The organism is Kribbella sp. NBC_00709 (assembly GCF_036226565.1).
Lineage (GTDB): Bacteria > Actinomycetota > Actinomycetes > Propionibacteriales > Kribbellaceae > Kribbella.
Map to the genome: position 1 here is coordinate 8,382,539 of NZ_CP108996.1, position 24,021 is coordinate 8,406,559.

The following is a 24,021-nucleotide window of genomic DNA, read 5'->3' on the forward strand; positions in this document are numbered from 1 at the left end:
TCGAGGGCGGGGCGCTGCTTGGCGGCGCGGTCACGGTCTGTGTGACTGTCACGGTGGTCGTGGGCTGGGCTCCGGCCGTGCCTGCGCCTCCGCACGCCGTCAGCAAGCACAGCGAGCCGAGAGCAACTACGAACCATCCCCGAGCCACGTCTTGCCAATACCCAATCCGCCGGTGGACCTAACTGTCCGTGTGGAGCCAGCAACGCGACCAATGGCCGTTGGCGAAGGTGGTCGTCGGCGGCGGCTGCTCCGTGCACACCGGCATCGCGTGCGGGCACCGGGCCGCGAACGGGCATCCGGCCAGCTCCTGCTCCCGGTCGACGGGCTCGTTCGACGCGTCGACGATGGGCAGGGTACTGCGCTCGCCGACGCGGTCCGGGTCCGGCGACGACTCCAGGAGCAGCTGCGTGTACGGGTGTCGCGGCCGCTGGGTCACCTCCTCGGCCGGTCCGCCCTCGACCATCCGGGCCGCGTAGATCACGTTGATCTCGTCGGCGAAGTACCGCGCGCTCGCGATGTCGTGGGTGATGTACAGCATCGCCAGCCCGTCCCCGGCGCACAGGTCCGCGAACAGCCGCAGTACGTCGAGCCGGATCGACACGTCCAGCATCGACACCGGCTCGTCGCCGATCAGCACGACGGGGTCCGCGGCCAGCGCGCGGGCGATCGCGACTCGTTGCCGCTGGCCACCGGACAACTCGTGCGGGTACTTGTCGATGTACTGCTCCCCCGGCGTCAGGTTCACGCGCTCGAGCAGGTCGATGATCCGCTTGGTCAGGTCGCCGCCCGCGCCGAAGTTCCGCAGCGGGCGGCTGAGGATGTAGCGCACCCGGTGCAGCTGGTTCAGCGAGGCGAACGGGTCCTGCATGATCAGCTGGACCTGACCGAAGTGTGCCTGCCGGTCGGCGCGGCGCCGCAGACTGACTTCCTTGCCGGCGAGGCGAATGGTGCCGGAGGACGGCTCGTCCCCGAGCGTGAGGATCCGGGCCAGGGTGCTCTTGCCCGAACCGCTCTCGCCGACCAACGCCAGTACCTTGCCGGCCTCCAGCTCGAGCGACGCCGAGTCGACAGCGGTGAACCATTGCCCACGGCGACGACCGTGCAGGGGCATCCGCTTCGTGATGTCAACGGCTTCCAGCATGTCGGACCTCCTGCCGGTCGAGCAGCAGACAGGCTGCCTGGGTACGGTCGCGTTCGATCAGCGCCGGCAGCGTCTCCCGGCAGTCGTCGACGCGTTGCGGACACCTGGGTTCGAAGGCGCATCCAGCCGGCAGCCGCCTGAGGTCCGGCGGCGCGCCACCGATCCCGCGGAGCTCACGCCGCGGCCCGTGCAGCGAGGGGAACGAGTCCCGCAATCCCTGTGTGTACGGGTGTTGCGGGTCGCGGTAGATGTCGCCGGCGGATGCGATCTCCACGGCGCGGCCGGCGTACATGACCATGATCCGGTCGGCCAGCTCGACGAGCAGGGACAGGTCGTGCGTGACGAACAGGACCGAGAAGCCGAAGGTGGCCTGCAGTTCCTTCAGGTTGTCGAGGATCTGGCGCTGCATCACCACGTCGACCGCGGTGGTGGGCTCGTCCATCACGACGAGATCCGGTTCGCAGGCGAGCGACAAGGCGATCGCGGCGCGCTGCCGCATCCCGCCGGACAGCTCGTGTGGGTAACTGCGGACCCGGTCGCGCGGGATGCCGACGAGCTCCAGCAGCTCCGAGGCCCGGTCCCACGCCTCGGACCGCTTCATCGACCGATGGGCCCGGATCGCGTCGGCGAACTGGGTGCCGACCCGCATCACCGGATTCAGCGAGCTCATCGCGCTCTGGAACACCACGGCCATCCGTTCCCAGCGCAGCTCGCGCAACTGCTTGGGAGTACAGCCGACCAGCTCCACCGGCGTACCGTCCGCCGGCCGGTAGGTCACCGTGCCACCGGCGATCCGGGCCGGCGGGCGTTGCAGCCGGGTGATCGCCGTCATCAGCGTCGTCTTCCCGCTGCCGCTCTCTCCGAGCACGCCGAAGATCTCTCCGCGCCCGACGTCGAACGACACCCTGTCGACCGCCCGTACCGCGGGATCGGTGCCGTACTCGACCACCAGGTCGCGCACCTCGAGCAACGTCATGCCGCCACCTCCGTACGGCGAACCTTCCGCCGCTTCGACCGCTTCGACTGCGAGCCGGTCCGGAGGGTACGACGACGTGGATCGGACAACTCGTCGATCCCGAAGTTCACCAGTCCGGCCGCCGTACCGACCAGGGCGATGCCGAGTCCCGGCGGCAGGAACCACCACCACGCACCGCTCTGCAACGCGCCCTGCGACTGCGCCCAGTAGAGCATCGTGCCCCAGCTGACGGTGTTCGTGTTGCCGGCGCCGATGAAGTCCAGGCCGGCCTCGGCGGCGATCGATCCGACGACCGCGAACAGGAACGTCGAAGCGATCACCGGTGCGAGGTGCGGAACGACCTCCATGAACAGCACCCGGGACTGCTTGTCCCCGCTGTACCGCGCCGCGGCAACGAAGTCGCGATTGCGCAGCGAGAGTGTCTGCGCCCGCTTGACGCGCGCACCACCCGCCCAACTGGTCAGACCGATGATCAGCGCCACGGCCGCCCAGCCGCCCCGGCCCCGGGTGTAGCTGGCGATCAGGAGCAGCAGCGGCAGTCCTGGGATGACCAGGAAGATGTTGACGAACCCGGTCAGCGCGGCACCGGTCCGACCAGTGTGATAGCCGCTGACCAGCCCGAACAGTACGGCGAGGAACGTCGAGATCGTCCCGCCGACAAGACCGACGAACACCGAGACCCGGGTCCCGGTGATGAACTGCGCGAAGACGTCGACACCGGACGACGTCGTACCCAGCCAATGATCACCGGACGGCCCGGCCAGCGCCGGACCCGCGTGCAGCTTGGTCGGTGATTGGCCGAGCAGCGAGCTGACAACCACTGGTCCGACCAGTGCGATCAGCAGCATCGCCGCCAGGATCGTCAGCCCGAGAATCACCTTCCGGTCGCCCCCGGCCACCAGTCGTCGCATCACGCGGCCTCCCTTGTGCGCGGGTCGATCAGCACGTACAGCGAGTCGACCACGAAGTTCGCCGCCAGCACGGTCAGCGAGATGATCAGGAACAGTCCCTGCATCAGCGGGTAGTCGACGTTGACGATCGCCTGGTTCAGCAGGCTGCCGAGACCGGGATAGTTGAACACCATCTCGGTCAGCAGCGACCCGCCGACGACCATCCCGATCGACACCGCGAACCCGCTGATACTGGGCAGCACCGCGTTCCGCGCGGCGTACGAGAACACGACCCGGTGACCGGGCAGGCCCTTCGCCTGCGCGAGCAGCACGTAGTCCTCGTTCACCACCGAGGCCATCATGTTGCGCATGTGGATCATCCACCCGCTGACCGACGTCAGCACGATGGTTGCGGCCGGCAACATCGCGTGCCGGACCGCGCTGTTCAGGAAGTCCGGGGTGAATCCCGGCACGACTCCGATGTCGGCGCCGCCGGACAGCGGGAACCAGCCGAGCGTGAACGAGAACACGTAGACCAGGATCAGCGCCACCCAGAAGTACGGCAGCGAGTGCAGGAAGATCGACGTGAGGCTGCCGACCGAGTCCAGCGCCCGGCCCGGCCGCCAGCCGGCCACGATCCCGAGGCCGGTGCCGAGCACGAACGCGATCACGGTCGCGCTGCCGACCAGCAGCAGCGTCCACAGGAAGCCCGACTTCACCACCGCCGAGACGGTCGCCGGGTAGAACGAGATCGACCGGCCGAAGTCCAGGTGGACGATCCCGTTCAGGTAGCCGACGTACTCGTGCCACCAGGACTGACCGCGGGCCCCGCCGAACAGCCGGTGCACCAGCTCCTCCTGCTGCTCCGAGACCGGGCCGAGCTCGGACATCTTGAACAGGATCGCCGACGCCGGATCGCCCGGCATCAACCGTGGCAGCACGAAGTTGATCGTGACGGCGGACCACGCGGCCAGCACGTAGAAGCCGATCCGCTGGACGAACGGCGTACCCAGGAGTCGCGTCATGCCGGCTTGAGAGACAGGAACAGCTTGGCCGCGTACACCCCGCTGATCGCACCCGGATCCGGCGTCGTGTACGGATTCTCGGCACTCGGCCAGCCGGTCCAGTGCTCGGTGTTGTACATGTACGGCGTACCTTTCACCGCGACCGGGATCACCGGGAGCTGGTTCAGCATGATCTGCTGCAACGGCTTGGCCGCCGCCGGTTGCGCATCGGGCGCGGCCTGCGCGAGGGCGCCCAGCGCGGACTCGGTGGCCGGGTCGTCCCAGCCCACGACGTTGGTCTTCGACTTCGCCGAGAGCATCTTGCTGTAGAACGTGTACGGGTTGGTGCCGAAGGTGAACGCGTCGCCGTAGATCGCGTCGAAGTCGCGCTTGTCCTCGTCACCGGTGTACGCCGCCGACGGTACGCCGTTCACCGCGGCGTCGATGCCCAGCGCGGCGAGCTGCCCGGCCAGCTCCTGCGAGTACGCCATCCCGTCGGCGAACGCGCTGACGGTGAGGATCCGCAGCTTCAACTGCTTGCCGTCGGCACCTATCAGCTTGCCGCCCTGTTGCTTGTACCCGGCCTGGGCGAACTCGGCCAGCGCGGCCGCCTTGTCCGGCTTCACCGGGTCGCGGTCGGTGGGTGCGATCCAGGACGCCCAGGTCCCCTGGTACAGCCCGGTCGGTCCCACCGGCGCGTAGACGCCCGGGTTGTACGCGTCGGTGACCGCCTGCCGGTCGATGGCCAGCGCCAGGCCCTTGCGGACGTGCACGTTGTCGAACGGCTTGCGCTTCAGGTTCAGCATCAGCGGCTTCATGCTCGCGTAGATCGGCCACAGGTGGTTCTGGGCCGGAGCGCGCTGGACGAACTGGTTCTTCACGTCCGGGATCCCGGCGTACGCCAGGTCGATCTCGTGCCGGACCAGCTGCTGGGTGAGCAGGTTGGTGCTGCTGGTGGTCACGTAGGTGATCTGCGGTACCGGCACCTTCTGCTTCCAGTAGTCGGAGCGCGCCGTGAACGTCGCCTGCTGCCCGGTCACCTGCCCGAGCGAGTACGGGCCGCTGCCCATCGGCTTCAGGTTGGTGTCGGTGTCGGGATCCTTGGTCGCCCAGATCTTCTTCGGCACGATCACCGTCCGGCCCAGGTCCTGGATCGCGGCGTACGCCGGTTTGGTGAAGGTCAGGTGGACGCCGTCCGCAGTCTTGGTTACCTGATCGACCGGTAACGCCTGCAACTGATGCTGCTTCAGGTAGCCGAAGGTGAAGATCACGTCGTCCGCGGTCAGCGCGCTGCCGTCGGACCACTTCGCCCGGTTGTCCAGGGCGAGGTCGATCGCCTTCCCACCGGCCGCCCAGGTGTACTTCGTGACCAGGCTCGGCATGAACTCGTTCTGGTGCGCGGTGTTGAAGTCGAACAGCTGCTCGTAGATCAGCCCGATGGTGCCGCGCAGCGCATTCACCGAGAACGGGTTGAAATTCGGCTGCAGGGTCGGCTGCGAGTACGCCGCCACGGTCAACGGCGGCGTACTCCCGGCGGCGCCGGCCGCACCACCGCTCGAACAGGCCGTCAGCCCGGACAGCACGGCCAGACCGGCCACTACCGCTGTCAGTTTCATCCTCGAGCGCACGGGATCTCCCTTCGATCCGCGGCCGGACCGGCCGGGGTGAGACGAGACTGCCAACGTTTGCAGCAAGAGTCAACGGTTTGCAGTGGAAAGCCGTCCAAGTGGTTACAATCAAGCTCAAGAGTCACGGCAATCGTTTGCGCTACGATGCCACTGACGCATCCACGACGACCCGGGGAGCTGCATTGGCTGTCACGCTGGCGGAGGTGGCCGCGGCCTGCAACGTGTCGACCTCGACCGTGTCACGCGCGCTCACCGATCCGGAGAAGGTCAACGCCGAGACCCGGACCCGGATCGAGCGCGTCGCCCGCCAGCTCGGGTACGCCCCGAGCCGGGCCGGCCGCTCGCTGGTCTCCGGCCGGACCGACACCATCGGACTGGTCGTCCCGGACATCGCGAACCCGTTCTTCCCGCCGATCATCAAGTCGGTCCAGGCCCGCGCCCGCGACAAGCGGTACGCCGTGCTGATCGCCGACACCGACGAGCATGTTGCCGACGAGCTCGAGCTGGCGCGCGGGCTGAGCCGGCAGGTCGACGGCCTGATCCTCGCCTCGCCGCGGACCGATCCGGCCGAGCTGACCCGGCTCGCCCAGCAGCTGCCGGTCGTCTTCGTGAACCGTGAGGTCGAGGGTGCGGGCAGCGCCGTGATCGACGAGGCCGAGGGGATGCAGGAGGCCGTCGAGCACCTGGTCTCGCTCGGCCACCGGCGGATCTGCTACCTGGCCGGGCCGCGGCGTTCGTGGTCCAACCAGCAGCGCCGGGATGCACTCGCCGCTGCGTGCGCGCAGCACGACATCGAGTTGCGCGAGCTCGGCCCGTTCGAGCCGCAGATCCAGGCCGGCATGCGAGCCGCCGACCTGCTGCAGTCGTCCGAGGTCGCGGCCGCGATCGCGTACGACGACCTGATCGCCCTGGGCGTGATGTCCCGCCTCACCGAGCGAGGCATGCACGTCGGCCGCGAAATCAGCGTCATCGGCATCGACGACAGTCCGCTGTCGACAGTCACCCACCCCATGCTCACGTCGATCCACGTCCCCGCCGCCGAGCTCGGCTCAGCGGCAGTAGACCTCCTGCTCGACCAACTCCGCGACGGCGAAACCTCCGGCCCACCAACCACAGTCCGCCTGGAAACCCGCCTGGTAATCCGAGGCTCAACCGGCGTAGCCCCAGCCAACCTGCGATAGGCGAGAAGTAAGAGCGCGCGAGGCGGCGCGTGGGCGAACCACAGCCGCCGCCTGCGGGTGTGCGCTCGTTAACCTCGCTTGAGTACCAGGCCGGTGTTGGCGGGTACTGTGATCAGGCCTGAGTACTTCGTGCCGTGCAGGTCGGTGAATCTGCCTGGTAGCAGCAGTCGGGAAGACTTCGTCGAGGACGGGTTCACCACGACCATCCCGTCGCGGTACAGGCGTGTCCAGAGCACCGGACCACGGCGTACCGGTGGTGTGATCGCCGTACCCAGGTCGGCCGCCATCTCCGGGATCTCGTTGAAGGCCGCGTAGTCCTTGCTCCCGGTGCTCTCCAGCATCGCCGGCGCCTCGCGGTACAGCAGGTAGTTCGCCACGACCCACTGCCGTTGCTCAGGGGTGGCTTCGTTCCAGTAGCTGGTGGGCAGCTTGTTCATCACCACGGACGGCTTGCAGCGGTGCCGGCGGAGCAGGTCGAACATCAGCTGCCACTCGTCGTCGGTGACGTTCTCGACGCGGTGCACGGTGAATCCCTGCTCGTTCAGCCAGATGTCGGAGATATCGATCATCTGGTCGAGCGCAGCGATGTACTCCGGTGACTTGTCCTGGAACTCGTCGTGCAGACTGCCGTTGAAGGTCAGGTTGAACGCGACCGCGACGCCGCGGGCATGCGCGTAGTCCCGCAGGTACCGCAGCCAGTCGAGCACGTCCGCGACCCACGCCGGGTCCTTCGGATCGGCACCGAACTGCTGCACCCATTGACCGTTCGCGTCGTAGTGACCGCTGACCTTGAAGTCGTTCCGTACGCCGATGTTGTCGACAGCAATCACCTTGAACCCGGCGGCGATCGCCGGGTCGATCAGCGTGCTGGTGTACCACTGCCGGACCGCGGGGTTGCTGATGTCGATCGGCGTGTAGACCTGGTTGCTGAACTCCCACGCGGGCGTGGTGCGGTCGGCGGTGTACTCGATCCAGTCCGGGTGGTTCGTCTTGAACCACTCCGGCGTGTACTCCCGGGCCGGCGCGTTGCGGAACGCGGTGACGTACGAGCTGGCCAGCACACCTTGCGGCTGTGGCGCCTGCAACGCAGCCCAGACGAAGCCGACGCGTCCCGCATACACGGCAGGATCAGGCACCTGCCGGTCGAACACCTGCGCCTGCAGTACGCCGTGATCGCGGGTGACCGGCAACGGAACACCTGCGGGTGCCGGTGGACAAACACCCCCAGCGGGGCTCGCGGCCTGACTGGGCGCATCGGCTTGCGCAGTGGGCGTCAGCAGCCCTAGACCGGCGGCAAGAATCACCGCGACCGAGGACATTCGGCGGAGTCTCATGGACATTCCTCTCATGGGTTCAGTTCGCCAGCACGCTGCCCGTGTTGGGCGGCATCGACAGTTGGCCGGAGACCGTGGCGCCGTGCAGATCGGTCCACGTCCCGGCGGGCAGGCTGACCACAGCCGTAGCCGTGGAGGACTTGTTCACCAGCGTCATCCCGTGCTGGTACCGGCGGGTGTACGCGCCGGACGCGTCGACAACCGGCGCCGCAGAAGGCGTTCCGATGTCGGTGTGCAGCTGCGGACAGTCGACGAAGACGTGATACTCGCCGACGCCGCAGAGCGCCATCATGCTCTTCTGCTCGCGGTACAGCAGGTAGTTCGCGACGGCCCAGTCGATCTGCGCCTGGGTCGCGGTCGCGAGCGTTTCCTCGGTGGTCTGGTTGATCGCCAGGTGCAACGTCTGCGCAGCGATCTGCCGGGTGAAGTTGTACTTGTTGTCCCAGGCCGTGTCGTTGTAGTTCTCCGGCCGATGGACGGTGAAGCCCTGCTCGTCGACGTACACATCGACCAGGCCGACCGCGGCCAGCATGTCGGCGACCTTCACCGAGGCGTTCCAGGTGATGTTCGCGGCCATACCGATCCCGGCCGCGTGCAGGCGCTGGGACAGGTACGACATCCAGTCCAGCACCGCCGCGGACCAGGTGTCGTCGACCCGGTCACCGGAGTACTGCGGAACCCACTGGGTGCCGTTGTGGTGGCCGGCGTTCCCGTACCCGTTGAAGGTCGTGACGTTGTCGAAGGCAATGATCGGGTAGCCGGCGTCGATCTTCGGCTGGACGAACGAGTTCCAGTAGAAGGTCCGGACGTCCGGGTTCTGGAAGTCGATCGGCACGTACGTCGTGTTGCCGAACTCCCAGGCCACCGTGCTGCCGTCGGACTTGTACACGATCCAGTCCGGATGGTTGGCCTGGTACCAGGCGAGCGTGTGGGTCTGGTCGAAATCGCGGAACGCCGGCATGTACGCCGACGGAACCGCGCCGGCCGGCTGGTCCAGGCTCGACGCGCCCCAGACGAACGAGACGAGACCGGCGTACACCGAGCGGTCCGGGATCTGGTTGTCGAACACCTGGCCACGGGCGATCCCGCCGGCCGGCGGGTTCGGGAGGGTGAGGGCTGCGGTTCCGGACGGCGTGGCGCGGGCCGACGTCGTCATACCTGCGGTCAGGGCGGCGGCTGCCGTCCCGGCCAGCAGACTGCGGCGGGTGATTCCGTGGTTGATTCGGTGGTTGTCAGTCATGGGCGGACTCCTCTGCGACGGAGGGGGTGCGCTGGACGATACGGACTGCAAACGTTTGTCGCAATAGCAGAGAATCTTGCTATCGTGTCCGCCATGGCGAACAGCACCGAGGCCGTCGCGGCCGCCCTGCAGTCGAGCGACCCGATCCGCTGGTCCACGATCGGCGACAGCATCGCCCAGGGCGCGCACTGGACCGGCGCCGAGCGCGACTACGTCCAACTGCTCGAGGAGCGGGTCCGCTACGAGCTCACCCGGTACGGCGACTCGTTCGTCCGCTGGGCCGTCTCCGGCGCCACCACCGAGGACACCCTCGGCCGGCTCCCCGCCGCCCTGGCCCTCTCCCCCGATCTCGTCCTGATCGGCGTCGGCACGAACGACGCGAAGGCCGGGCCGGACGGCCTGGAGAGGTTCGGGCAGCGCTACGACACGCTGTTGACCACGATCCTCGAGACCGGCGCGATCGTGATCGCGCAGACGCCGACCGCGGTACTGCGGACTTGTCGATACGACCTCGGCGACCACCTCCCGGCGTACGCCGAGACGATCCGCACCGTGGCCGCGCGGCGCGACGTGCTGCTCGTCGACCACTTCGCGCGCTGGACCGCGGCCGGCAGCGACTGGGCGCCGGCCGAGTGGATGGCCGACCCGACCCACCCCGGCGGCCGCGGTCACCGGGTGATCGCGCGAACCTTGTTCGAGAGCCTTGGACTGTTCGCGGCCGACAGCGCCTGCTGCCGGCTGCTCGACTGAAGGAGCGCCTGATGTCCTCGATCCGCCGGTACGCCGTCTGCGGGCTGTCCGCTCGCGGGCTGGCCAGCTTCGTCCTGCCGATCCTCGGGCTGACCGATCGCACCGCCGACGGCGGATTCGGGTACGGCAGCGACGAGGACGACCTGTCCGGGTACGCCGAGGTGGTCGCGATCATCGACACCGACGCGGACCGGGTCGCCGAGTTCAACCAGGCGCTGCAACGCCTGGGCCGCGCTCCGATCCCGTTCTTCGCCCAGACGCAGTACGACGAGATGCTCGCGACTGTCGGTCCGGACGCGGTGATCGTCACGTCGCCCGACCACACCCACGAGCAGTACATCCTCGGCGCCTTGCGGAACGACGTGGACGTGATCACCGAGAAGCCGATGGTCAGCACTGCCGCGGCCGCCCGCGCAGTGCTCGCCGCCGAGCGGAAGTCGGCCGGGACCGTGCAGGTCAGCCACAACTTCCGGTACCCGGCCGCGCATCGCGAGGTGAAGCGGCTGATCCTGGCCGGCACGATCGGGCGGGCCACCCGGGTGGTGATGGACTACCACGTCGACCTGCGGCACGGGGCAAGCTACTTCCTCCGCTGGAACCGGCGCCGGGAGCTGTCCGGCGGCCTGCAGGTGCACAAGTCGTCGCACCACTTCGACCTGCTCAACTGGTGGATCGGCTCCACACCCGAGGAGATCTTCGGGTACGGCGCTTCGAACTACTACGGCCCTTCGAGCCCGCATCGCCCTGCCGGCGAACTGTCCGTCGACGAGCTGCGATCCAAGGACCCGTACTTCCTTGCCCAGCAGGCATCCGGGGTGTTCCCGACCGACGACGGCACGGCCCGCGCAGGTCTGTTCGGACTCCATTACCCGGAGCAGTATCCGGCGTCGCAGCCGCTCTATCTGTACGACGCCGAGATCGACATCGAGGACACGTACAGTGCGATCGCCCGCTACCCGTCCGGCGCGAATCTCACGTACTCGGTGGACTTCTCCAGCACCTGGGAGGGGTACCGCGTCAGCATCGGCGGAACGCACGGCTCCATCGAACTACGCCATGGCCGGACCGTCGACGGAACACCGTTGCCCGACTCCGACCAGATCACCGTCGCCGAACTCTTCGGCCCGAGCCGGGTTGTCGAGGTGATTGCGGAGACGGGCGGTCACGGCGGCGCGGACCCGCTGATGCGCCACGACCTCTTCGCCGGCCCGACACCCGAGTCGATCGAGCTCGGCCTGATGGCAACCAGCACAGAAGCGGCGTACGCCGTGGCGATGGGCGACGGCCTCACCCGATCCATCGCCACTCACCAGCCCGTCAATCTCCGCGACCTACTGGCACTGGAGTAGCTGGGCGGGTGGCGTGCAGGCCTGTCCAGCCTGCACGCCATTCGTCGGTCAGGCGTTGGTGGGAAGCAGATCGAGGGAATCGGAGGCCGAGGAGGCGTCCAGGTAGAGGGTCGCGTGCGGGGTACGGCGGAGGATCGTGGACGGGCAGCCGGCATCCACCGGGAGGGTCAGGGTGTTGCGAACCGCGGCTGCTTTGCGTTGCTCGGGGGCGACGACCTGGACAGAGCGTGCACTGAGCAGGGCCGGGACGGTCAGCGAGATCGCCGTCGGCGGCACCGCGTCGACGTCCGGGAAGTGGCCCTCGCCGACCTGCTGATGCAGCGACTCGGACGTCAGGCTGATCTGCCGGACCCAGCGCTCGTCGCCGAAGTCGGCCTGTCCGGGCTCGTTGAAGGCGAGGTGGCCGTTCTCGCCGATCCCCATGCAGGTCAGGTCGATCGGGGCCGCTCGCAGCAGCGCCTCGTACCGCGCACACTCGGCCTCCACGTCCGGCGCCTCGCCGTCGATGTACTCGACCCGGGCCGGTCCGAACGGCGCCGCGATCCGCTCCCGGATCCAGCGCCGGAACGACGCCGGGTGGGCCGCGTCGATGCCGACGTACTCGTCCATGTGGAAAACGGTGACCTCCGGCCACGGGACGTCGTACCCGGCGAGAGCGGAGACGAAGGCGAGTTGCGAGTTGCCGGTGGCGATCACGACGCGCGCCGCGCCGCGCTCGGCCACCGCGCGGGTGAGCACCTCGGCGGTGCCGGCAGCGGCCGCAGCGGCCATGTCCGCGGTGGCGGCGAAGACTTCGAGGCGGAGGTCCTCGATCTGGGTCCGGGTGTCGAGCACGGTGCACTCCTCGGGACGGATAGACTACAAACGTTTGCAGCAAACTAGCATGTCTTGCTGCTGGACCCAAGATGTAGTTGTGTCGTCCCAGCACCGGAGCCGAGGAGGAAGCCCAGCATGAGCGAGGTCCTGGAAGGTCGTACCGCTGCCGGTCGGGGCGTGCGGGTGCGGTACTCCGCCGACGGGATCGAGGAGATCGCCGACTACCCCGCGGCTCCGGACCTGCTGCTGATCCCCGGGCTGATCGATATCCAGCTCAACGGGTACGGCGGTTTGGATGTGAACGATCCCGCCCGGCCGGCGAGCGAACTGTCCGAGCTTGTGCGCGTGCTGTGGCGGCAGGGGGTGACCACGGTCCTCCCGACGATCATCTCCGCGGACGATGCGACCACGACCGCCCTCGTCAAACGAGCCGCTGCGGTGCGGGCCTCCGACTCGGTGGTGGCGTACGGCGTACCGGGGCTGCATCTGGAAGGTCCGTACATTTCGGCGGCGGAGGGTGCTCGCGGCGCGCACGATCCGGCGGTGATCCGGGATCCGGACCCGGACGAGTTCGACCGCTGGCAGGCCGCGGCGGACGGTGCGATCGCCATCATGACGCTCGCACCGGAGCGCTCGGGTGCCCTCGAGTTCACCCGCCATCTCGCGAATCAGCGTTCGGGTGGCCGGCGGCCGGCCGGCGTACTCCCGTCGGTCGGTCATTCGCTCGCGACGGCCGATGACATTCACGCCTTCGCGGCCGCGGGCGGGCGGCTCTCGACCCATCTCGGGAACGGGTTGCCGGCACAGATCGCCCGGCATCAGAACCCGATCTGGCCTCAGTTGACCGAGGACGCCCTGACCGCCGGACTGATTGCTGACGGCCATCATCTTCCGGCCGACACGTTCGCCGCTCTGGTCCGCGCCAAGGGCGCGACTCGTTGCGTCCTCACCAGCGACGCGGCTGCACTGGCGGGGTGCGCTCCTGGCGACTACGAGACCGCGGTCGGAGGTGCGGTCACCGTCGGCCCCGACGGCAGCCTTCGCCTGCAAGGCACGCCGTACCTGGCCGGCAGCGGCGCATCCCTCCTCGACTGCCTCCGCTGGGCGACCGGTCCCGGCGGCCTCTCCCTCGAAGCCGCCGTCACCATGGCCACCACCACGCCCGCCGACCTCCTCGGTCTCCACGACCGCGGCCGCCTCGAGGCCGGCGCCCGCGCAGACCTCGTCCAGCTCACCCGCACCGCGGACGGCGGCATCGGCGAGGTAGTCACCGTCGTGGTCGACGGCACGATCCGCAACCAGCCCTGACCCGCCCCACCTGGCTCCTGTTGCCTGGGGCAACTGTTAAGTGGTCAATTGTGCAGTTTGCAAGTACCTGCAACGCACGCGCAAATGCTTGCCCGTGAACCGGATCATCCCGTATAAGAAGCGTGATGACAGCGATCCGGCTTGACGGCGTCTCGAAGGTGTTCGAGGGGGAACACCTGGCTGTGGACGAGCTGTCCCTGGACATCGGCGACGGCGAGTTCATGGTGCTGCTCGGGCCGTCGGGGTGCGGGAAGACGACGCTGCTGCGAATGATCGCGGGGCTCGAGCGGGTGACGGCCGGGGACGTCTGGTTCGGCCGGACCAACGGCACCCGGCTCCCGCCGAAGGACCGCCAGGTGGCGATGGTGTTCCAGACCGGCGCGCTGTACCCGAACCGGACCGTCCGCGAGAACATCATGTTCCCGCTCCAGATCGCCGGGCAGGACGACCACGACGCGAGCTCGACCGCCGCCGGCCTGGCGCAGATCCTCAGCATCGGTTCGGTGCTCGACCGGATGCCACGCACGCTGTCCGGTGGGCAGCGGCAGCGCGTCGCGATCGGGCGTGCGCTCGTCCGCCGGCCGAACGTGTTCCTCCTGGACGAGCCGCTGTCGAACCTGGACGCGACGATGCGCACCGAGCTGCGCCAGGAGATCGGCGCGATGACCAGGGACCTGAACGTCACCACGCTGTACGTCACCCACGACCAGGTCGAGGCACTCACGCTGGCCGACCGGATCGCCGTGATGCGCGAGGGCCGGATCGAGGACGTCGGTACGCCGGCGCAGGTGTACAACGATCCCGCGACCGCGTTCGTCGCCGGGTTCCTGGGCTCCCCCAGGATCAACCTGCTGGCCGCGACCGTCCGCGTCACCCAGCACCATCGGGTCGCGCTCGACTTCGGCGCCCAGTCGGTCGGCCTGTCCCCGACCGACCGCCGGTCGTTGATCCTGCGGCACCACGACGGCGCCCAGGTCATCGTCGGTGCCCGCTCGAACGCCTTCCGCGTCATCACCCACGAGGACGTCGCGAACCAGCTGTCCGGGACCCTGCGGGCGTTCGAGTTCCACGGCCAGCAGTCGATCGCGTTCGTCGAGTGCGGCATCGAGGTCGTCGACCCCGACCGCGTCGGAATCGCCACACCGATGCACGCGACGCCCGATCAGGACACCGCGCCACCAGCCTCACTGATGACCAGAGTCCTCTCCCGCGTCCGGTCCGCCCGCACACCCCGCCCCGCCGTACTGCCCCCGCCCACCCACCGCCGAGCCGATCTCGTCATCGAGATCCCCGCCGAAGCGGACCTCCAACGCGGCGCCCGCATCCACCTGGCCCTGGACACCTCCCGAATCCACATCTTCGACCAAACCGGCCGCCGAGTAGACCGAATCACCCGCTGACCCCGCCCACCAACCCCGTCGCGCGCCGGCCCGCAGTAGGCCGTCCCGGCGCCAGGCGCAGTACGCCGTCGCCCCACCACCCGCAGCCCAGCCAACCACGACTATCTCAGGGGCCAACCCCTCAGCTTGCCGGTTGCACACCCCGCATTCAGCCGGTCAACCGACCAGCTCGGGGGTTGACCCCTCAGATGGCCCGGAGACGAGACCGGGCAGCACCCAGCACCCTTCGACGTCGATCACCTGGGCCTGACCGTGACCTCAGCAACCGCTCCGCGAGGCTGGGAACGGTTGCCCACGGCCACGATCTTGGCGCGATCCATACGACGACAGCGTCCTCGATGACTCGTCCCGTGAGCGGATCGAGCACCGTGCCGTTCTCGATCACCACGGGCGGCGGCACGGGCGGGCGACTGCATGCCTCAGCTGAGGCCTACCCGCGGAGGTGGTTGGCGAGCTCGGTCCGGGTCCGGACCGAGAGTTTGCGATAGATCCTGGTGAGGTTGGCTTCCACGGTTTTGACGGACAGGAACAGCTCCGCGGCGACCCCCTGGTTCGAGCGGCCCGAGGCGACGAGTTCGGCGACCCGGTGCTCGATCTCGGTCAGGGTGTGGTCGTGGACGGGTACAGGCCGACGCGGCCGGCTTCGTCGCGGCTCGTTCGGCCCATCGCGGTACGCCGAGTTCGTCGAACGCGACGCCGCCGTAGAGAACGCCTCAGCGGCCGTGGTCCTGCGGCCGGCCCGACGAGCGACCTGCCCGAGCGCCAACCGGGATCGCGCCAGCTCGAACGGGCACTCGGCTCCGACCAGGTCGACGACTCGGTGCAGTTCGGTCAGCCTTATCGACCTCTCCGCGGGCGGCGTAGCAGAGCGATCGCGATCTCGACCTCGGGCAGCGCGCCGACCTGCAGTGCCGCGTCGGCATAGTCGACCGGCCACAACAACTGTTCCAGGTCGATCATTTTCGTACTCGTGAAGATCTGTGCGAGTTCGCGCAGGGGCGCCAGTGCGGCTTGCCAGTTCCGGGCCGAGGTCTCGATGAACCCGAGCTGGGCGAGGAATCCGGCCAGCCAGTAGGTGAATCCAACGGTTCTCGCCCCGGAGACCTTAGTGCAGGGTGTAGCCGCCGTCGATCACCACTACTGAGCCGGTCATGAAGCTGGAGGCGTCGGAGGCGAGGAAGACGACGGTCGGCGCGATCTCCTCGGGTACGGCGTAGCGCTGCATCGGGGCGTCGTCGATCCAGCGGGCCTTGAACTGTGGCTCGTCGACCGGCGCCATCTCGGTCTTCACGTACCCCGGGGCGACCGCGTTGACCCGGATGTTCAACGGCGCCCACTCGGCCGCCAGCGACTTGGTCAGCTGATGGACCGCGGCCTTGGACGCGTTGTACGCCGGCTGCCACTGCGGGCGGTTGACGATCTGCGCCGAGATCGATCCGATGTTGACGATGGTGCCGCCGCCGACCGTGGTGAAGTGGCGCGCGGCCGTCTGGCTGAGCTTCCACAGACCGTCGACGTTCGTCGAGAACACCTCATCCCATTCCTCATCCGGGATGTCGAGGGACGGGCGATGGACGCAGGTACCGGCGTTGTTCACCAGAATGTCGAGCCGCCCGGTCGACGCCAGCGCGGCGTCGACCGCAGCCTGACCCGACGCCCGGTCGTTCACGTCGAGGCCGACGCCGATCACCGTCCGCCCGGTTGCCGCGGCTAGCCGCCCGGCCGCCTCCTCGGACGCCGCGGCATCGCGCGCCCCGATCACCACATCCGCCCCGGCCTCGGCCAATCCGGTCGCGAACGCCAGCCCGAGGCCCCGATAACCACCGGTCACCAACGCCGTCCGCCCGGCCAACGAGAACTTGTCAAGAACGCTCATCGCCCCATTGTCCCTGGTACGCCGCAGACGCGAGTTGCATCATGGAGAGGTGGATGAGTCCGCGCTGCGCGACCGCGACCAAGTCGCCGCGACGTTTGCCCGGCTGGCTGTGGAGATGCACGACGCGGGCGGGGTGGAGGAGACGGTTCAGGCTGTCGTGGAGTTCGCTCTGCATGCCGTCGGCTGTCAGTACGCGGGAGTCGCGCTCTACGCCAAGGGCGGAAACCCTGAGGTGCCCGCGGCGACCGATCCCACCGTGGCCGGGATCTTCCGGTTCCAGATGGACGGAGATGCCGGTCCGCTGGTCGAATGCCTGCGCAGCCAGGCCACTGTCGTGGTGCCTGACACCACCTCGGAGCTGCGCTGGCCCGAGTGGGCGAAGAAGGTCCAACAGCTCGGAGTCCACAGCGTTCTCGACGTACCGCTGCGGACCGCCGCGGGCACCGTCGGCGTGCTGGGTCTCTACAGCGTCGATCCCGAAGCCTTCGGACCGGACGCGGAGGCCATCGCCCACATCCTCGCACGGCACGCGTCCGTCGCCGTCGCGACCGCGCGCCGGGAGCAGAACCTCAACCTCGCGGTCGACGCCCGCAAGCTCGTCGGCCAGGCGATGGGGATCCTGATGGAGCGCTACGGCCTGGACTCCGACCGGGCCTTCCAGGTCCTCAAGCGTTACTCGCAGCAGACCAACACCAAGCTCCACGACGTGGCCCGGCAGCTCATCGACACCCGGACCCTCCCCCGTTCCTGACCCCGAGCCCGGCGAGCGCGTCCCAGAGTGCAAGCGGGACAGGGGTTTCGAGGCGGGCCACGTTCTGGCGGACCTGGTCCGGAGTCGTGGCGCCGGCGACGACCGAGCTGACGCGTGGATCGAGCAGTGGGTACTGCACTGCGGCGGCCGGCAGCTCGACGTCGTACTCCCGGCAGACCTTGTCAATCTCCAGTGCACGCGCCAGCACCTCGTCGGGTACGTCGCGGTAGTCGTACTTCGCATCCCGGCTCGGCGTGCCGGCGAGGAGACCGCTGTTGAAGACTGCGGCCGCGACGATCCGCGTGCCGTGAACATCGCACGCGTCCAACAGGTCCGGTACGACGCTTTGGTCGAGCAGCGTGTAGCGGTTGGCCACCATGAGTACGTCGGCGAGTCCGGTGCGGACTGTGGCCAGCAACGCATCGACACCGAGCGATCCGGTGCCGATCGCCGACGCGATGCCTTCCGCTCGCAGATCCGCGAGGGCGGACATCGCTGTCTCGACGGCGCCGGGGATGCCCGACAGTTCCGGGTCGTGGACGTAGAGGAGGTCGATCCGGTCCAGGCCGAGCCGGTCGAGCGAATCCTCCGCGCTCGCTCGCACTCCGGCGGCCGAGTAGTCCAGCTCCCGACGCAGCCGCGCCGGTACGACGAACCCCGTGCCGTCCATCGCCGAGCCGTCCCAGTCCGGGTTCTCACGGAGCAGCCGACCGACCTTGGTGGACACGATGTACTCATCGCGCGGCTTGGTCGCGAGGAATCGTCCCAGTCGCAGCTCGGACAGCCCGAGGCCGTAGTGCGGTGCGGTGTCGAAGTACCGAACACCGGCGTCCCAGGCGGCCTGCAGGACCGCGTCGGCCTCCGCATCCGTGAACTGCTGGAACAGGTTGCCGAGCGGCGCACAACCGAGACCGAACCGGGGCAGCTGCATGAGACCGAGGCTAGACATCATATGTTTCAGCTGTCAATCTATGTCTCTGAGGCTAGAACACGGTATTTTTCCGACTAAAGATCTTATGTGGAGGTCGTTTCATGAAGTTCGCCCGCCTGGGACCTGTCGGCCGGGAAGTGCCCGTGGTGGTGCTGGACGACGGCGTCCACAGCCTCGCCGGACTCACCGATGACCTCGACGCCGCCTTCTGGGAGTCCGACGGACCGGCCCGGGTCGCGGCCGCGGGCGACCTGCCGCTGATCGAGGACGCCGCCAGCCTGCGCATCGGACCGCCGATCAGCCGGCCCGGCGCGATCGTCTGCATCGGCATGAACTACGCCGCCCACGCGGCCGAATCGGGCGCCGAACCGCCGAAGCAACCGGTCGTCTTCTTCAAGGCGCCGAACACCCTCGCCGGTCCCAACGACCCGGTCGTCATCCCGCGCGGCAGCACCAAGACGGACTGGGAGGTCGAGCTCGCCGTCGTGATCGGCAAGCGGGCGTCGTACCTCGACTCCCCCGCGGACAGCCTCGACCACGTCGCCGGATTCGTCGTGGCCAACGACCTGTCGGATCGGGAGTTCCAGCTCGAGCGCTCCGGCGGTCAATGGAGCAAGGGCAAGATCGCCGCCGGCTTCAGCCCGATCGGTCCGTGGCTGGTGACACCCGACGAGGTCGAGCACCACAAGCTCGGCCTGCGCAGCTTCGTGAACGGCGAGCCGCGGCAGGACTCCAGCACCGCCGACCTGATCTTCGATGTCGCGACGATCATCCACGACCTGAGTCAGTACATGGTGCTCGACCCGGGCGACCTGATCATGACGGGGACCCCGGAGGGTGTCGCGTTGTCGGGCCGCTTCCCGTACCTGCGCCCGGGCGACGTCGTCGAGCTCGAGATCGACGGGCTCGGCAGCCAGCGGCAGGACTACGTCGCGTGGGAGGCCGGCCGATGAGCGGCGAGTACGACGGTCTGGTCGCGATCGTCACCGGTGGCGGATCCGGTATCGGCGCCGCCGTTGCGCGAGAGCTGACAGCTCGCGGCGCCGAGGTCGCGGCATTCGACCTCGACCCGTCCGGATCACCGGACGGCGTGCTCGCGATCAGGGCCGACGTGTCCGATGACGAGAGCGTGCGCGTCGCCGTACAGCAGGTCGTGGATACGTACGGCCGGATCGATGTCGTGGTCAACAACGCCGGCATCGGGGCGCAAGGCACCGTCGAGGACAATCCCGACGAGCAGTGGCGCCAGGTCTTCGAGGTCAACGTGATGGGCGCAGTACGGGTAAGCCGGGCTTCGCTCCCCTACCTGCGGCAGTCACCGGCCGCTGCGATCGTCAACGTTGCCTCGGTTGCCGCGACCACGGGCATTCCGCAGCGTGCGTTGTACTCGACCACGAAGGGCGCGGTGCAGTCGTTGACGATGGCAATGGCCGCCGACCACCTGCGCGAAGGAATCCGGGTCAACTGCGTCAACCCCGGAACGGCCGCGACTCCGTGGGTCCAGCGCCTGCTCGACTCCGCGCCCGACCCGGTCGCCGAACGCGCCGCACTCGACGCGCGGCAGCCCCACGGCCGCCTGGTGACCGCGGAAGAAGTCGCGCTCGCGATCGTTTACCTGGCCGGGCCCTCGTCCGGTTCGACGGCGGGTACGGCGCTTGCGGTCGACGGCGGCATGGCTACGCTGCGGATGCGCCCGAAGGACTGAGAACGAGAGGAAACAGATGGCCCTGACCGATGTCGCGATCGAGAAGATCAAGGCGATGATCCTCGACGGCCGTCTCAAGCCGGGTGACAAGCTGCCACGCGAGGCGGATCTGGCCGAGCAGCTCGGCATCTCCCGGAGCCCGCTGCGCGAGGCCGTCAGCGTGCTGTCGATGCTGCGCGTCCTCGACGTACGCCGGGGTGACGGCACGTACGTGACCAGCCTGTCGCCCGATCTGCTGCTGGAGACGATGGGGTTCATCATCGACTTCCATCAGGACTCCAGCATCCTCGACCTGTTCGAACTCCGCCGTGCCCTGGAGCCGATGGCAGCCGAGAAGGCCGCCTTGCTCATGAGCGACGAGGACGCCGGACAGCTGCTCGCCCTGACCGAGGCTGTCGATGCGGACAGTCCGGTCGGGGACGTGGTCGCGAACGATCTCGAGTTCCATCACCGGATCGCGGCCGCGGCCGGCAACCCGGTGCTGTGCTCGTTCGTCGACAGCGTCGCCGGCCGGACCCACCGCGCCCGGATCTGGCGCGGCGTCACCCAGGAAGACTCCTTCGGGCAGACCCAGCGCGAGCACCGGGCCATCGCGCTGGCGATCGGCGACCGCCAACCCAGCGTCGCCGCCGCACTGTCACTCGCCCACGTCGCCGGCATCGAGAACTGGATCCGCCGCAACCTCTCCGACCCAGGACACTAGGCCCGGCTGAACCGAGGCGTGCGTTTCTCGGCGAAGGCGGCGCGGCCCTCGGCGGCGTCGTTCGTGGCGAAGCAGACGGTCTGGAGATCGCGTTCGTACGCGACGGCCTGGTCGTGCGGCAGGTTGTAGGCGGCCGCCAGGTTGGCTTTCGCGGTCTCGACCGCGATCGGGGCGCGGGACGCGATCGTCTCGGCCAGCTCCAGCGCACGCGGCAGCAGCGCATCGGGCTCCAGTACTTCGCTGACCAGCCCCCACGTCAGCGCCCGCTGCGCATCGACGGGATCCCCGGTCATCAACATCATCGCGGTGTTGCTCGGCCCGATCGAGTGCGCCAGCAACGCCGACATCCCGCCGCCGCCGATCCACCCGAGCTTCACCTCCGCGGCCGCGAAACTCGCGGTCGTCGACGCGATCCGGATGTCGCAGATGAGCGCGGTCTCCAGCCCACCGCCGAGCGCGTACCCGTTGACTGCGGCAACGATCGGCTTCCGCAACAGCTTGAGCGAGTCGCAGTAGTCCTCGCGATTCCGGAACGCCCACGGCGTCTCGTACTTGTCCAGCTCGCGGATGTCCGACCCGGCGCTGAACGCGCGCCCTGTTCCCGTCAGCACGACGGCGCGGATCTCGTCGGACTCGTTGCAGCGCTGGGCCAGCTCGACGAGTGCGTCGGACATCTCCTGCGTGACCGCGTTCAGCTTGGCCGGCCGGTTGAGCGTGATGACGGCGACGTGTCCGTGCTGCTCGAACAATACGGTGCTCACGATGAAAGCCCTTCCTTGTGCAGGCTGCTGATCCGGTCCAGGCCCACTGCGATCGGCACAGCGCCCGCCACGATCTCGCGGATCACCTCGCTCGCCGCGATCTGGAACGCGATGTATCCGGCGTACCGCGGCCGGACCCACGCCGAGGTGATCGTCCGCAGCGTGCCGCGGTAGAAGTCCCCGACCGGCGCGTTGACCTGGTCCGACGTCCAGGCACTCAACCTGGCCGGTTGTCCGGAGTGCTCCGGGATGAAGCTGTCCTGTGCGGTTGCCGACAGCAACCACTGCAGATGGGCGGCGAGCTCCGGCGTCACCTCGCACCGCGTGCTGACCGCGAGGCCGGTGCCACCGATCGTCGACCCGGGCCGCGATCCCGGCCGCTCACTCGGCGCATCGGTGAACGTCACCCGGCGATCGAGCGCCACGGAGGCGTAGTTCACGTACCCGTAGACCAGCGGGCAGTGCGCGACGGCGTCGTCCGCGGTCATGTCCGCGAGCAACCCGATCGGATCGAGCGAGAGCGTGTGCCGGGGTGCACGGGATGCCAGGTCGATCATCAGCTCGAGCGCCCGGCCCGCGATCGGCGTCGGTTCGAACCCGTCCGGCTCCTCCCCCAGCGCGACGCAGATCGACGCGAACGTCAGCAGTGCATGTGGTCCGACCAGTGACAGCGCGACCGGCGTACGACGCGACAGCTCGATCACGTCCGACCACAGCCGAGGCGGTACGCCGGCCAGATCCACGCGGGTCGCGGCCACCTGCGTGGCCGCATCCAGCGGCAGCGCCCACAACTTCCCGTCCATCCGGTACGACGCCACGCTCGGTCCGACGAACTCGCCATCGACGAGGTCGTCGAGCGGCTGCAAGCAGTTGTGCCTGAGGGCATCACCAAGATGCGGATGGTCGAGCACGATGACGTCGTACCGTTCGGCCAGCTCCTCGATCGGTGTCGACTCGAACCCGCTCAGCGGATGCACATCCCAGGTCAGGCCGTCGGGAGCGACGGCCATCAAGGCGTCACGGCCGCGTGGATGATCCCAGGTCAGCCCGCGCATCACCGCACCGGATCCGGCAGCCTGGTCTCGACGATCGCCCCGCTCGCCATCAGCTCGTCGATCTCGTCCGCCGTGAACCCTGCCTCGGCGAGCACGTCCCGGCTGTGTTCGCCGACGAGTGGCGCACCGCGTTCGATCGTCGCCGGCGTCTTCTCGAAGCGGTACGGGAAGCCTGGCGTCTTCACGTGCCCTTCGGTCGGATGGTCGTACTCCACGAACGTGCCGTTGTGGCGGATCTGCGGATCGTTCACCAACTGCTCGTAGTCGTACACCGGCCCGCACCAGATCCCGGCCGCGGTCAGGTCCGTCAGCCACTCCTCGGTCGTCCGCGCCAGCAGCCGATCCGCCGTACGCCGGAACACCTCGTCGCGATGCGTCCACCCGTGGACCTCGGAATCCATCTCCAGGAACGCGTCCTCGCCGATGACCCGGCCCAGCGTCGGCAGATCCGGCATCGCCAGGGCGAGGAAGCCGTCCGCGGTCTTGAAGGTCCCGTACGGTGAGCGGATGTAAACATGGGCGTGCGGCTCGGCGCCCCGCTGCTGCGGAACCCCGCCGGCCGTGAACACCGACAGCTCCTGCATCTGCAGCGTGGTGATGGCGTCGAGCATGTTCACCTTGACCAACTGGCCTTGGCCGGTGCGCTCGCGGTGCAGCAGCGCGGCCAGCACTGCCTCGAAGGCGGTCGACGCGGTGACGGCGTCGACGAGGTACTGGCCGGCCGGTTGGGGCGGCTCGCCGTGACGCCCGGTCGACAACATCGCACCGGACTTTGCCTGCAGCAACAAGTCCTGGCCGGGCAGGTTGCGGTGCGGACCGTCCTCGCCGTACCCGGACATCGACACATAGACCAGCCGCGGATTGATCGCCGACAGCGTCGTGTAGTCGACGCCGAGCCGCTCGGCCACGCCGGGGCGATAGTTCTGCAGGAAGACATCCGCGGTCTCGACCAGGCGCAGGAGCACCTGCTTGCCGGCGTCGGACTTGAGGTCGACGGCGAGGGACCGCTTGTTCCGGTTCAGCGACAGGAACGAGACGTTGATCTCGTTGCCCTTGGCACCGCCGGCCGCGGCGTGCCGTTGCCACTCGCCGGTCACCGGCTCGACCTTGACGACATCCGCGCCGAGATCGCCGAGACGCTGCGCGGCGAACGGCCCGGCCATGGCGATCGAGCAGTCGAGCACGCGGAAGCCTTCGAGAATGCGGTTCGTCATAGCTGGTC

Annotated in this window: 24 protein-coding genes; 9 read left to right on the forward strand and 15 right to left on the reverse strand. The window is 68.5% G+C overall.

Going from position 1 to position 24,021, the window contains the following annotated elements; genetic code table 11:
- Positions 1-178 precede the first annotated feature (178 nt).
- The 5 genes from OHA18_RS40740 to OHA18_RS40760 are packed head-to-tail and all read right to left on the reverse strand — an operon-like array spanning position 179 to position 5,639.
- Complete coding sequence (locus OHA18_RS40740) at positions 179-1,141, reverse strand: ABC transporter ATP-binding protein (protein WP_329000755.1); 963 nt, start codon at positions 1,139-1,141, stop codon at positions 179-181.
- On the reverse strand, positions 1,125-2,117 hold the full coding sequence (locus OHA18_RS40745) for an ABC transporter ATP-binding protein (RefSeq protein WP_329000756.1): 993 nt from the start codon (positions 2,115-2,117) through the stop codon (positions 1,125-1,127). Before OHA18_RS40745 ends, OHA18_RS40740 begins: the two co-directional genes overlap by 17 nt.
- Entirely contained in the window at positions 2,114-3,028 is a 915-nt protein-coding gene (locus OHA18_RS40750) for an ABC transporter permease (protein ID WP_329000757.1), read from the reverse strand. The genes OHA18_RS40745 and OHA18_RS40750 overlap by 4 nt, the downstream gene beginning before the upstream one ends.
- Positions 3,028-4,032, reverse strand: coding sequence for an ABC transporter permease (locus tag OHA18_RS40755; protein ID WP_329000758.1), 1,005 nt, complete (start codon positions 4,030-4,032; stop codon positions 3,028-3,030). Before OHA18_RS40755 ends, OHA18_RS40750 begins: the two co-directional genes overlap by 1 nt.
- Positions 4,029-5,639 (reverse strand): ABC transporter substrate-binding protein, encoded by a 1,611-nt coding sequence (locus OHA18_RS40760; protein WP_329000759.1) that lies wholly within the window; start codon positions 5,637-5,639, stop codon positions 4,029-4,031. Before OHA18_RS40760 ends, OHA18_RS40755 begins: the two co-directional genes overlap by 4 nt.
- Before the next feature lie 182 nt (positions 5,640-5,821).
- Here OHA18_RS40760 and OHA18_RS40765 point away from each other — a divergent pair, with 182 nt between their 5' ends.
- Positions 5,822-6,820, forward strand: coding sequence for a LacI family DNA-binding transcriptional regulator (locus OHA18_RS40765; RefSeq protein ID WP_329000760.1), 999 nt, complete (start codon positions 5,822-5,824; stop codon positions 6,818-6,820).
- A 68-nt stretch (positions 6,821-6,888) separates the two neighbouring features.
- Here the strand turns inward: OHA18_RS40765 and OHA18_RS40770 are convergent, their stop codons facing one another.
- Entirely contained in the window at positions 6,889-8,010 is a 1,122-nt protein-coding gene (locus OHA18_RS40770; RefSeq protein WP_329000761.1) for a putative glycoside hydrolase, read from the reverse strand.
- A gap of 163 nt (positions 8,011-8,173) precedes the next feature.
- Positions 8,174-9,394, reverse strand: coding sequence for a putative glycoside hydrolase (locus OHA18_RS40775; protein WP_329000762.1), 1,221 nt, complete (start codon positions 9,392-9,394; stop codon positions 8,174-8,176).
- 93 nt (positions 9,395-9,487) lie between these two features.
- Between OHA18_RS40775 and OHA18_RS40780 the strand changes: the two genes are divergently transcribed.
- Together OHA18_RS40780 and OHA18_RS40785 are read left to right on the forward strand one after the other, a co-directional pair.
- Positions 9,488-10,144: an SGNH/GDSL hydrolase family protein gene (locus tag OHA18_RS40780; protein WP_329000763.1), complete on the forward strand. Its 657-nt coding sequence runs from the start codon at positions 9,488-9,490 to the stop codon at positions 10,142-10,144.
- 11 nt (positions 10,145-10,155) lie between these two features.
- The gene (locus tag OHA18_RS40785; protein ID WP_329000764.1) at positions 10,156-11,493 is read left to right on the forward strand and encodes a Gfo/Idh/MocA family protein; all 1,338 of its coding nucleotides are present in this window, start codon (positions 10,156-10,158) and stop codon (positions 11,491-11,493) included.
- Positions 11,494-11,541: 48 nt separating this feature from the next.
- Here OHA18_RS40785 and OHA18_RS40790 read toward each other — a convergent pair whose 3' ends face one another.
- Complete coding sequence (locus OHA18_RS40790; protein ID WP_329000765.1) at positions 11,542-12,327, reverse strand: 6-phosphogluconolactonase; 786 nt, start codon at positions 12,325-12,327, stop codon at positions 11,542-11,544.
- Positions 12,328-12,444: 117 nt separating this feature from the next.
- On the opposite strand from OHA18_RS40790, the gene OHA18_RS40795 reads away from it, so the two are divergent.
- Together OHA18_RS40795 and OHA18_RS40800 are read left to right on the forward strand one after the other, a co-directional pair.
- Positions 12,445-13,617, forward strand: a complete 1,173-nt coding sequence (locus tag OHA18_RS40795; protein WP_329000766.1) for an N-acetylglucosamine-6-phosphate deacetylase — start codon at positions 12,445-12,447, stop codon at positions 13,615-13,617.
- 125 nt (positions 13,618-13,742) lie between these two features.
- Positions 13,743-15,017, forward strand: a complete 1,275-nt coding sequence (locus OHA18_RS40800; RefSeq protein WP_329000767.1) for an ABC transporter ATP-binding protein — start codon at positions 13,743-13,745, stop codon at positions 15,015-15,017.
- 430 nt (positions 15,018-15,447) lie between these two features.
- Here OHA18_RS40800 and OHA18_RS40805 read toward each other — a convergent pair whose 3' ends face one another.
- The 3 genes from OHA18_RS40805 to OHA18_RS40815 form a co-directional block, all read right to left on the reverse strand.
- The gene (locus tag OHA18_RS40805) at positions 15,448-15,783 is read right to left on the reverse strand and encodes a response regulator transcription factor (protein ID WP_329000768.1); all 336 of its coding nucleotides are present in this window, start codon (positions 15,781-15,783) and stop codon (positions 15,448-15,450) included.
- Between the two features lie 71 nt (positions 15,784-15,854).
- Complete coding sequence (locus OHA18_RS40810) at positions 15,855-15,977, reverse strand: hypothetical protein (protein WP_329000769.1); 123 nt, start codon at positions 15,975-15,977, stop codon at positions 15,855-15,857.
- Between the two features lie 145 nt (positions 15,978-16,122).
- A complete protein-coding gene (locus OHA18_RS40815) occupies positions 16,123-16,893 on the reverse strand; it encodes an SDR family NAD(P)-dependent oxidoreductase (protein ID WP_329000770.1) in 771 nt (256 codons plus the stop codon).
- Between the two features lie 115 nt (positions 16,894-17,008).
- Here OHA18_RS40815 and OHA18_RS40820 point away from each other — a divergent pair, with 115 nt between their 5' ends.
- Positions 17,009-17,644, forward strand: coding sequence for a GAF and ANTAR domain-containing protein (locus tag OHA18_RS40820; protein WP_329006212.1), 636 nt, complete (start codon positions 17,009-17,011; stop codon positions 17,642-17,644).
- On the opposite strand, the gene OHA18_RS40825 is transcribed toward OHA18_RS40820, so the two are convergent.
- Positions 17,613-18,575, reverse strand: coding sequence for an aldo/keto reductase (locus OHA18_RS40825; RefSeq protein WP_329000771.1), 963 nt, complete (start codon positions 18,573-18,575; stop codon positions 17,613-17,615). The genes OHA18_RS40820 and OHA18_RS40825 overlap by 32 nt on opposite strands.
- Positions 18,576-18,676: 101 nt before the next feature.
- Here OHA18_RS40825 and OHA18_RS40830 point away from each other — a divergent pair, with 101 nt between their 5' ends.
- The 3 genes from OHA18_RS40830 to OHA18_RS40840 are packed head-to-tail and all read left to right on the forward strand — an operon-like array spanning position 18,677 to position 20,983.
- Positions 18,677-19,528 carry a fumarylacetoacetate hydrolase family protein gene (locus OHA18_RS40830; protein ID WP_329000772.1) on the forward strand — a complete coding sequence of 284 codons (852 nt, stop codon included), beginning with the start codon at positions 18,677-18,679 and terminating at the stop codon, positions 19,526-19,528.
- Positions 19,525-20,280, forward strand: a complete 756-nt coding sequence (locus OHA18_RS40835; RefSeq protein WP_329000773.1) for an SDR family NAD(P)-dependent oxidoreductase — start codon at positions 19,525-19,527, stop codon at positions 20,278-20,280. Before OHA18_RS40830 ends, OHA18_RS40835 begins: the two co-directional genes overlap by 4 nt.
- Positions 20,281-20,296: 16 nt before the next feature.
- Entirely contained in the window at positions 20,297-20,983 is a 687-nt protein-coding gene (locus OHA18_RS40840; RefSeq protein ID WP_329000774.1) for a FadR/GntR family transcriptional regulator, read from the forward strand.
- Here the strand turns inward: OHA18_RS40840 and OHA18_RS40845 are convergent.
- Genes OHA18_RS40845 through OHA18_RS40855 form a run of 3 tightly spaced genes read right to left on the reverse strand, consistent with a single transcriptional unit; the run spans position 20,980 to position 24,013 of the window.
- Positions 20,980-21,744 carry an enoyl-CoA hydratase/isomerase family protein gene (locus OHA18_RS40845; RefSeq protein ID WP_329000775.1) on the reverse strand — a complete coding sequence of 255 codons (765 nt, stop codon included), beginning with the start codon at positions 21,742-21,744 and terminating at the stop codon, positions 20,980-20,982. The genes OHA18_RS40840 and OHA18_RS40845 overlap by 4 nt on opposite strands.
- Entirely contained in the window at positions 21,741-22,799 is a 1,059-nt protein-coding gene (locus OHA18_RS40850; protein ID WP_329000776.1) for a hypothetical protein, read from the reverse strand. Before OHA18_RS40850 ends, OHA18_RS40845 begins: the two co-directional genes overlap by 4 nt.
- The gene (locus tag OHA18_RS40855) at positions 22,799-24,013 is read right to left on the reverse strand and encodes a CaiB/BaiF CoA transferase family protein (protein WP_329000777.1); all 1,215 of its coding nucleotides are present in this window, start codon (positions 24,011-24,013) and stop codon (positions 22,799-22,801) included. The genes OHA18_RS40850 and OHA18_RS40855 overlap by 1 nt, the downstream gene beginning before the upstream one ends.
- Positions 24,014-24,021 lie beyond the last annotated feature (8 nt).

Coding starts and splice junctions, on each gene's coding strand:
- OHA18_RS40740 (WP_329000755.1), bottom strand. CDS start 1,141: ATGCTGGAAGCCGTTGACATCACGAAGCGGATGCCCCTGCACGGTCGT.
- OHA18_RS40745 (WP_329000756.1), bottom strand. CDS start 2,117: ATGACGTTGCTCGAGGTGCGCGACCTGGTGGTCGAGTACGGCACCGAT.
- OHA18_RS40750 (WP_329000757.1), bottom strand. CDS start 3,028: ATGCGACGACTGGTGGCCGGGGGCGACCGGAAGGTGATTCTCGGGCTG.
- OHA18_RS40755 (WP_329000758.1), bottom strand. CDS start 4,032: ATGACGCGACTCCTGGGTACGCCGTTCGTCCAGCGGATCGGCTTCTAC.
- OHA18_RS40775 (WP_329000762.1), bottom strand. CDS start 9,394: ATGACTGACAACCACCGAATCAACCACGGAATCACCCGCCGCAGTCTG.
- OHA18_RS40780 (WP_329000763.1), top strand. CDS start 9,488: ATGGCGAACAGCACCGAGGCCGTCGCGGCCGCCCTGCAGTCGAGCGAC.
- OHA18_RS40785 (WP_329000764.1), top strand. CDS start 10,156: ATGTCCTCGATCCGCCGGTACGCCGTCTGCGGGCTGTCCGCTCGCGGG.
- OHA18_RS40795 (WP_329000766.1), top strand. CDS start 12,445: ATGAGCGAGGTCCTGGAAGGTCGTACCGCTGCCGGTCGGGGCGTGCGG.
- OHA18_RS40800 (WP_329000767.1), top strand. CDS start 13,743: ATGACAGCGATCCGGCTTGACGGCGTCTCGAAGGTGTTCGAGGGGGAA.
- OHA18_RS40810 (WP_329000769.1), bottom strand. CDS start 15,977: ATGATCGACCTGGAACAGTTGTTGTGGCCGGTCGACTATGCCGACGCG.
- OHA18_RS40815 (WP_329000770.1), bottom strand. CDS start 16,893: ATGAGCGTTCTTGACAAGTTCTCGTTGGCCGGGCGGACGGCGTTGGTG.
- OHA18_RS40820 (WP_329006212.1), top strand. CDS start 17,009: ATGCACGACGCGGGCGGGGTGGAGGAGACGGTTCAGGCTGTCGTGGAG.
- OHA18_RS40825 (WP_329000771.1), bottom strand. CDS start 18,575: ATGCAGCTGCCCCGGTTCGGTCTCGGTTGTGCGCCGCTCGGCAACCTG.
- OHA18_RS40830 (WP_329000772.1), top strand. CDS start 18,677: ATGAAGTTCGCCCGCCTGGGACCTGTCGGCCGGGAAGTGCCCGTGGTG.
- OHA18_RS40835 (WP_329000773.1), top strand. CDS start 19,525: ATGAGCGGCGAGTACGACGGTCTGGTCGCGATCGTCACCGGTGGCGGA.
- OHA18_RS40840 (WP_329000774.1), top strand. CDS start 20,297: ATGGCCCTGACCGATGTCGCGATCGAGAAGATCAAGGCGATGATCCTC.
- OHA18_RS40850 (WP_329000776.1), bottom strand. CDS start 22,799: ATGCGCGGGCTGACCTGGGATCATCCACGCGGCCGTGACGCCTTGATG.
- OHA18_RS40855 (WP_329000777.1), bottom strand. CDS start 24,013: ATGACGAACCGCATTCTCGAAGGCTTCCGCGTGCTCGACTGCTCGATC.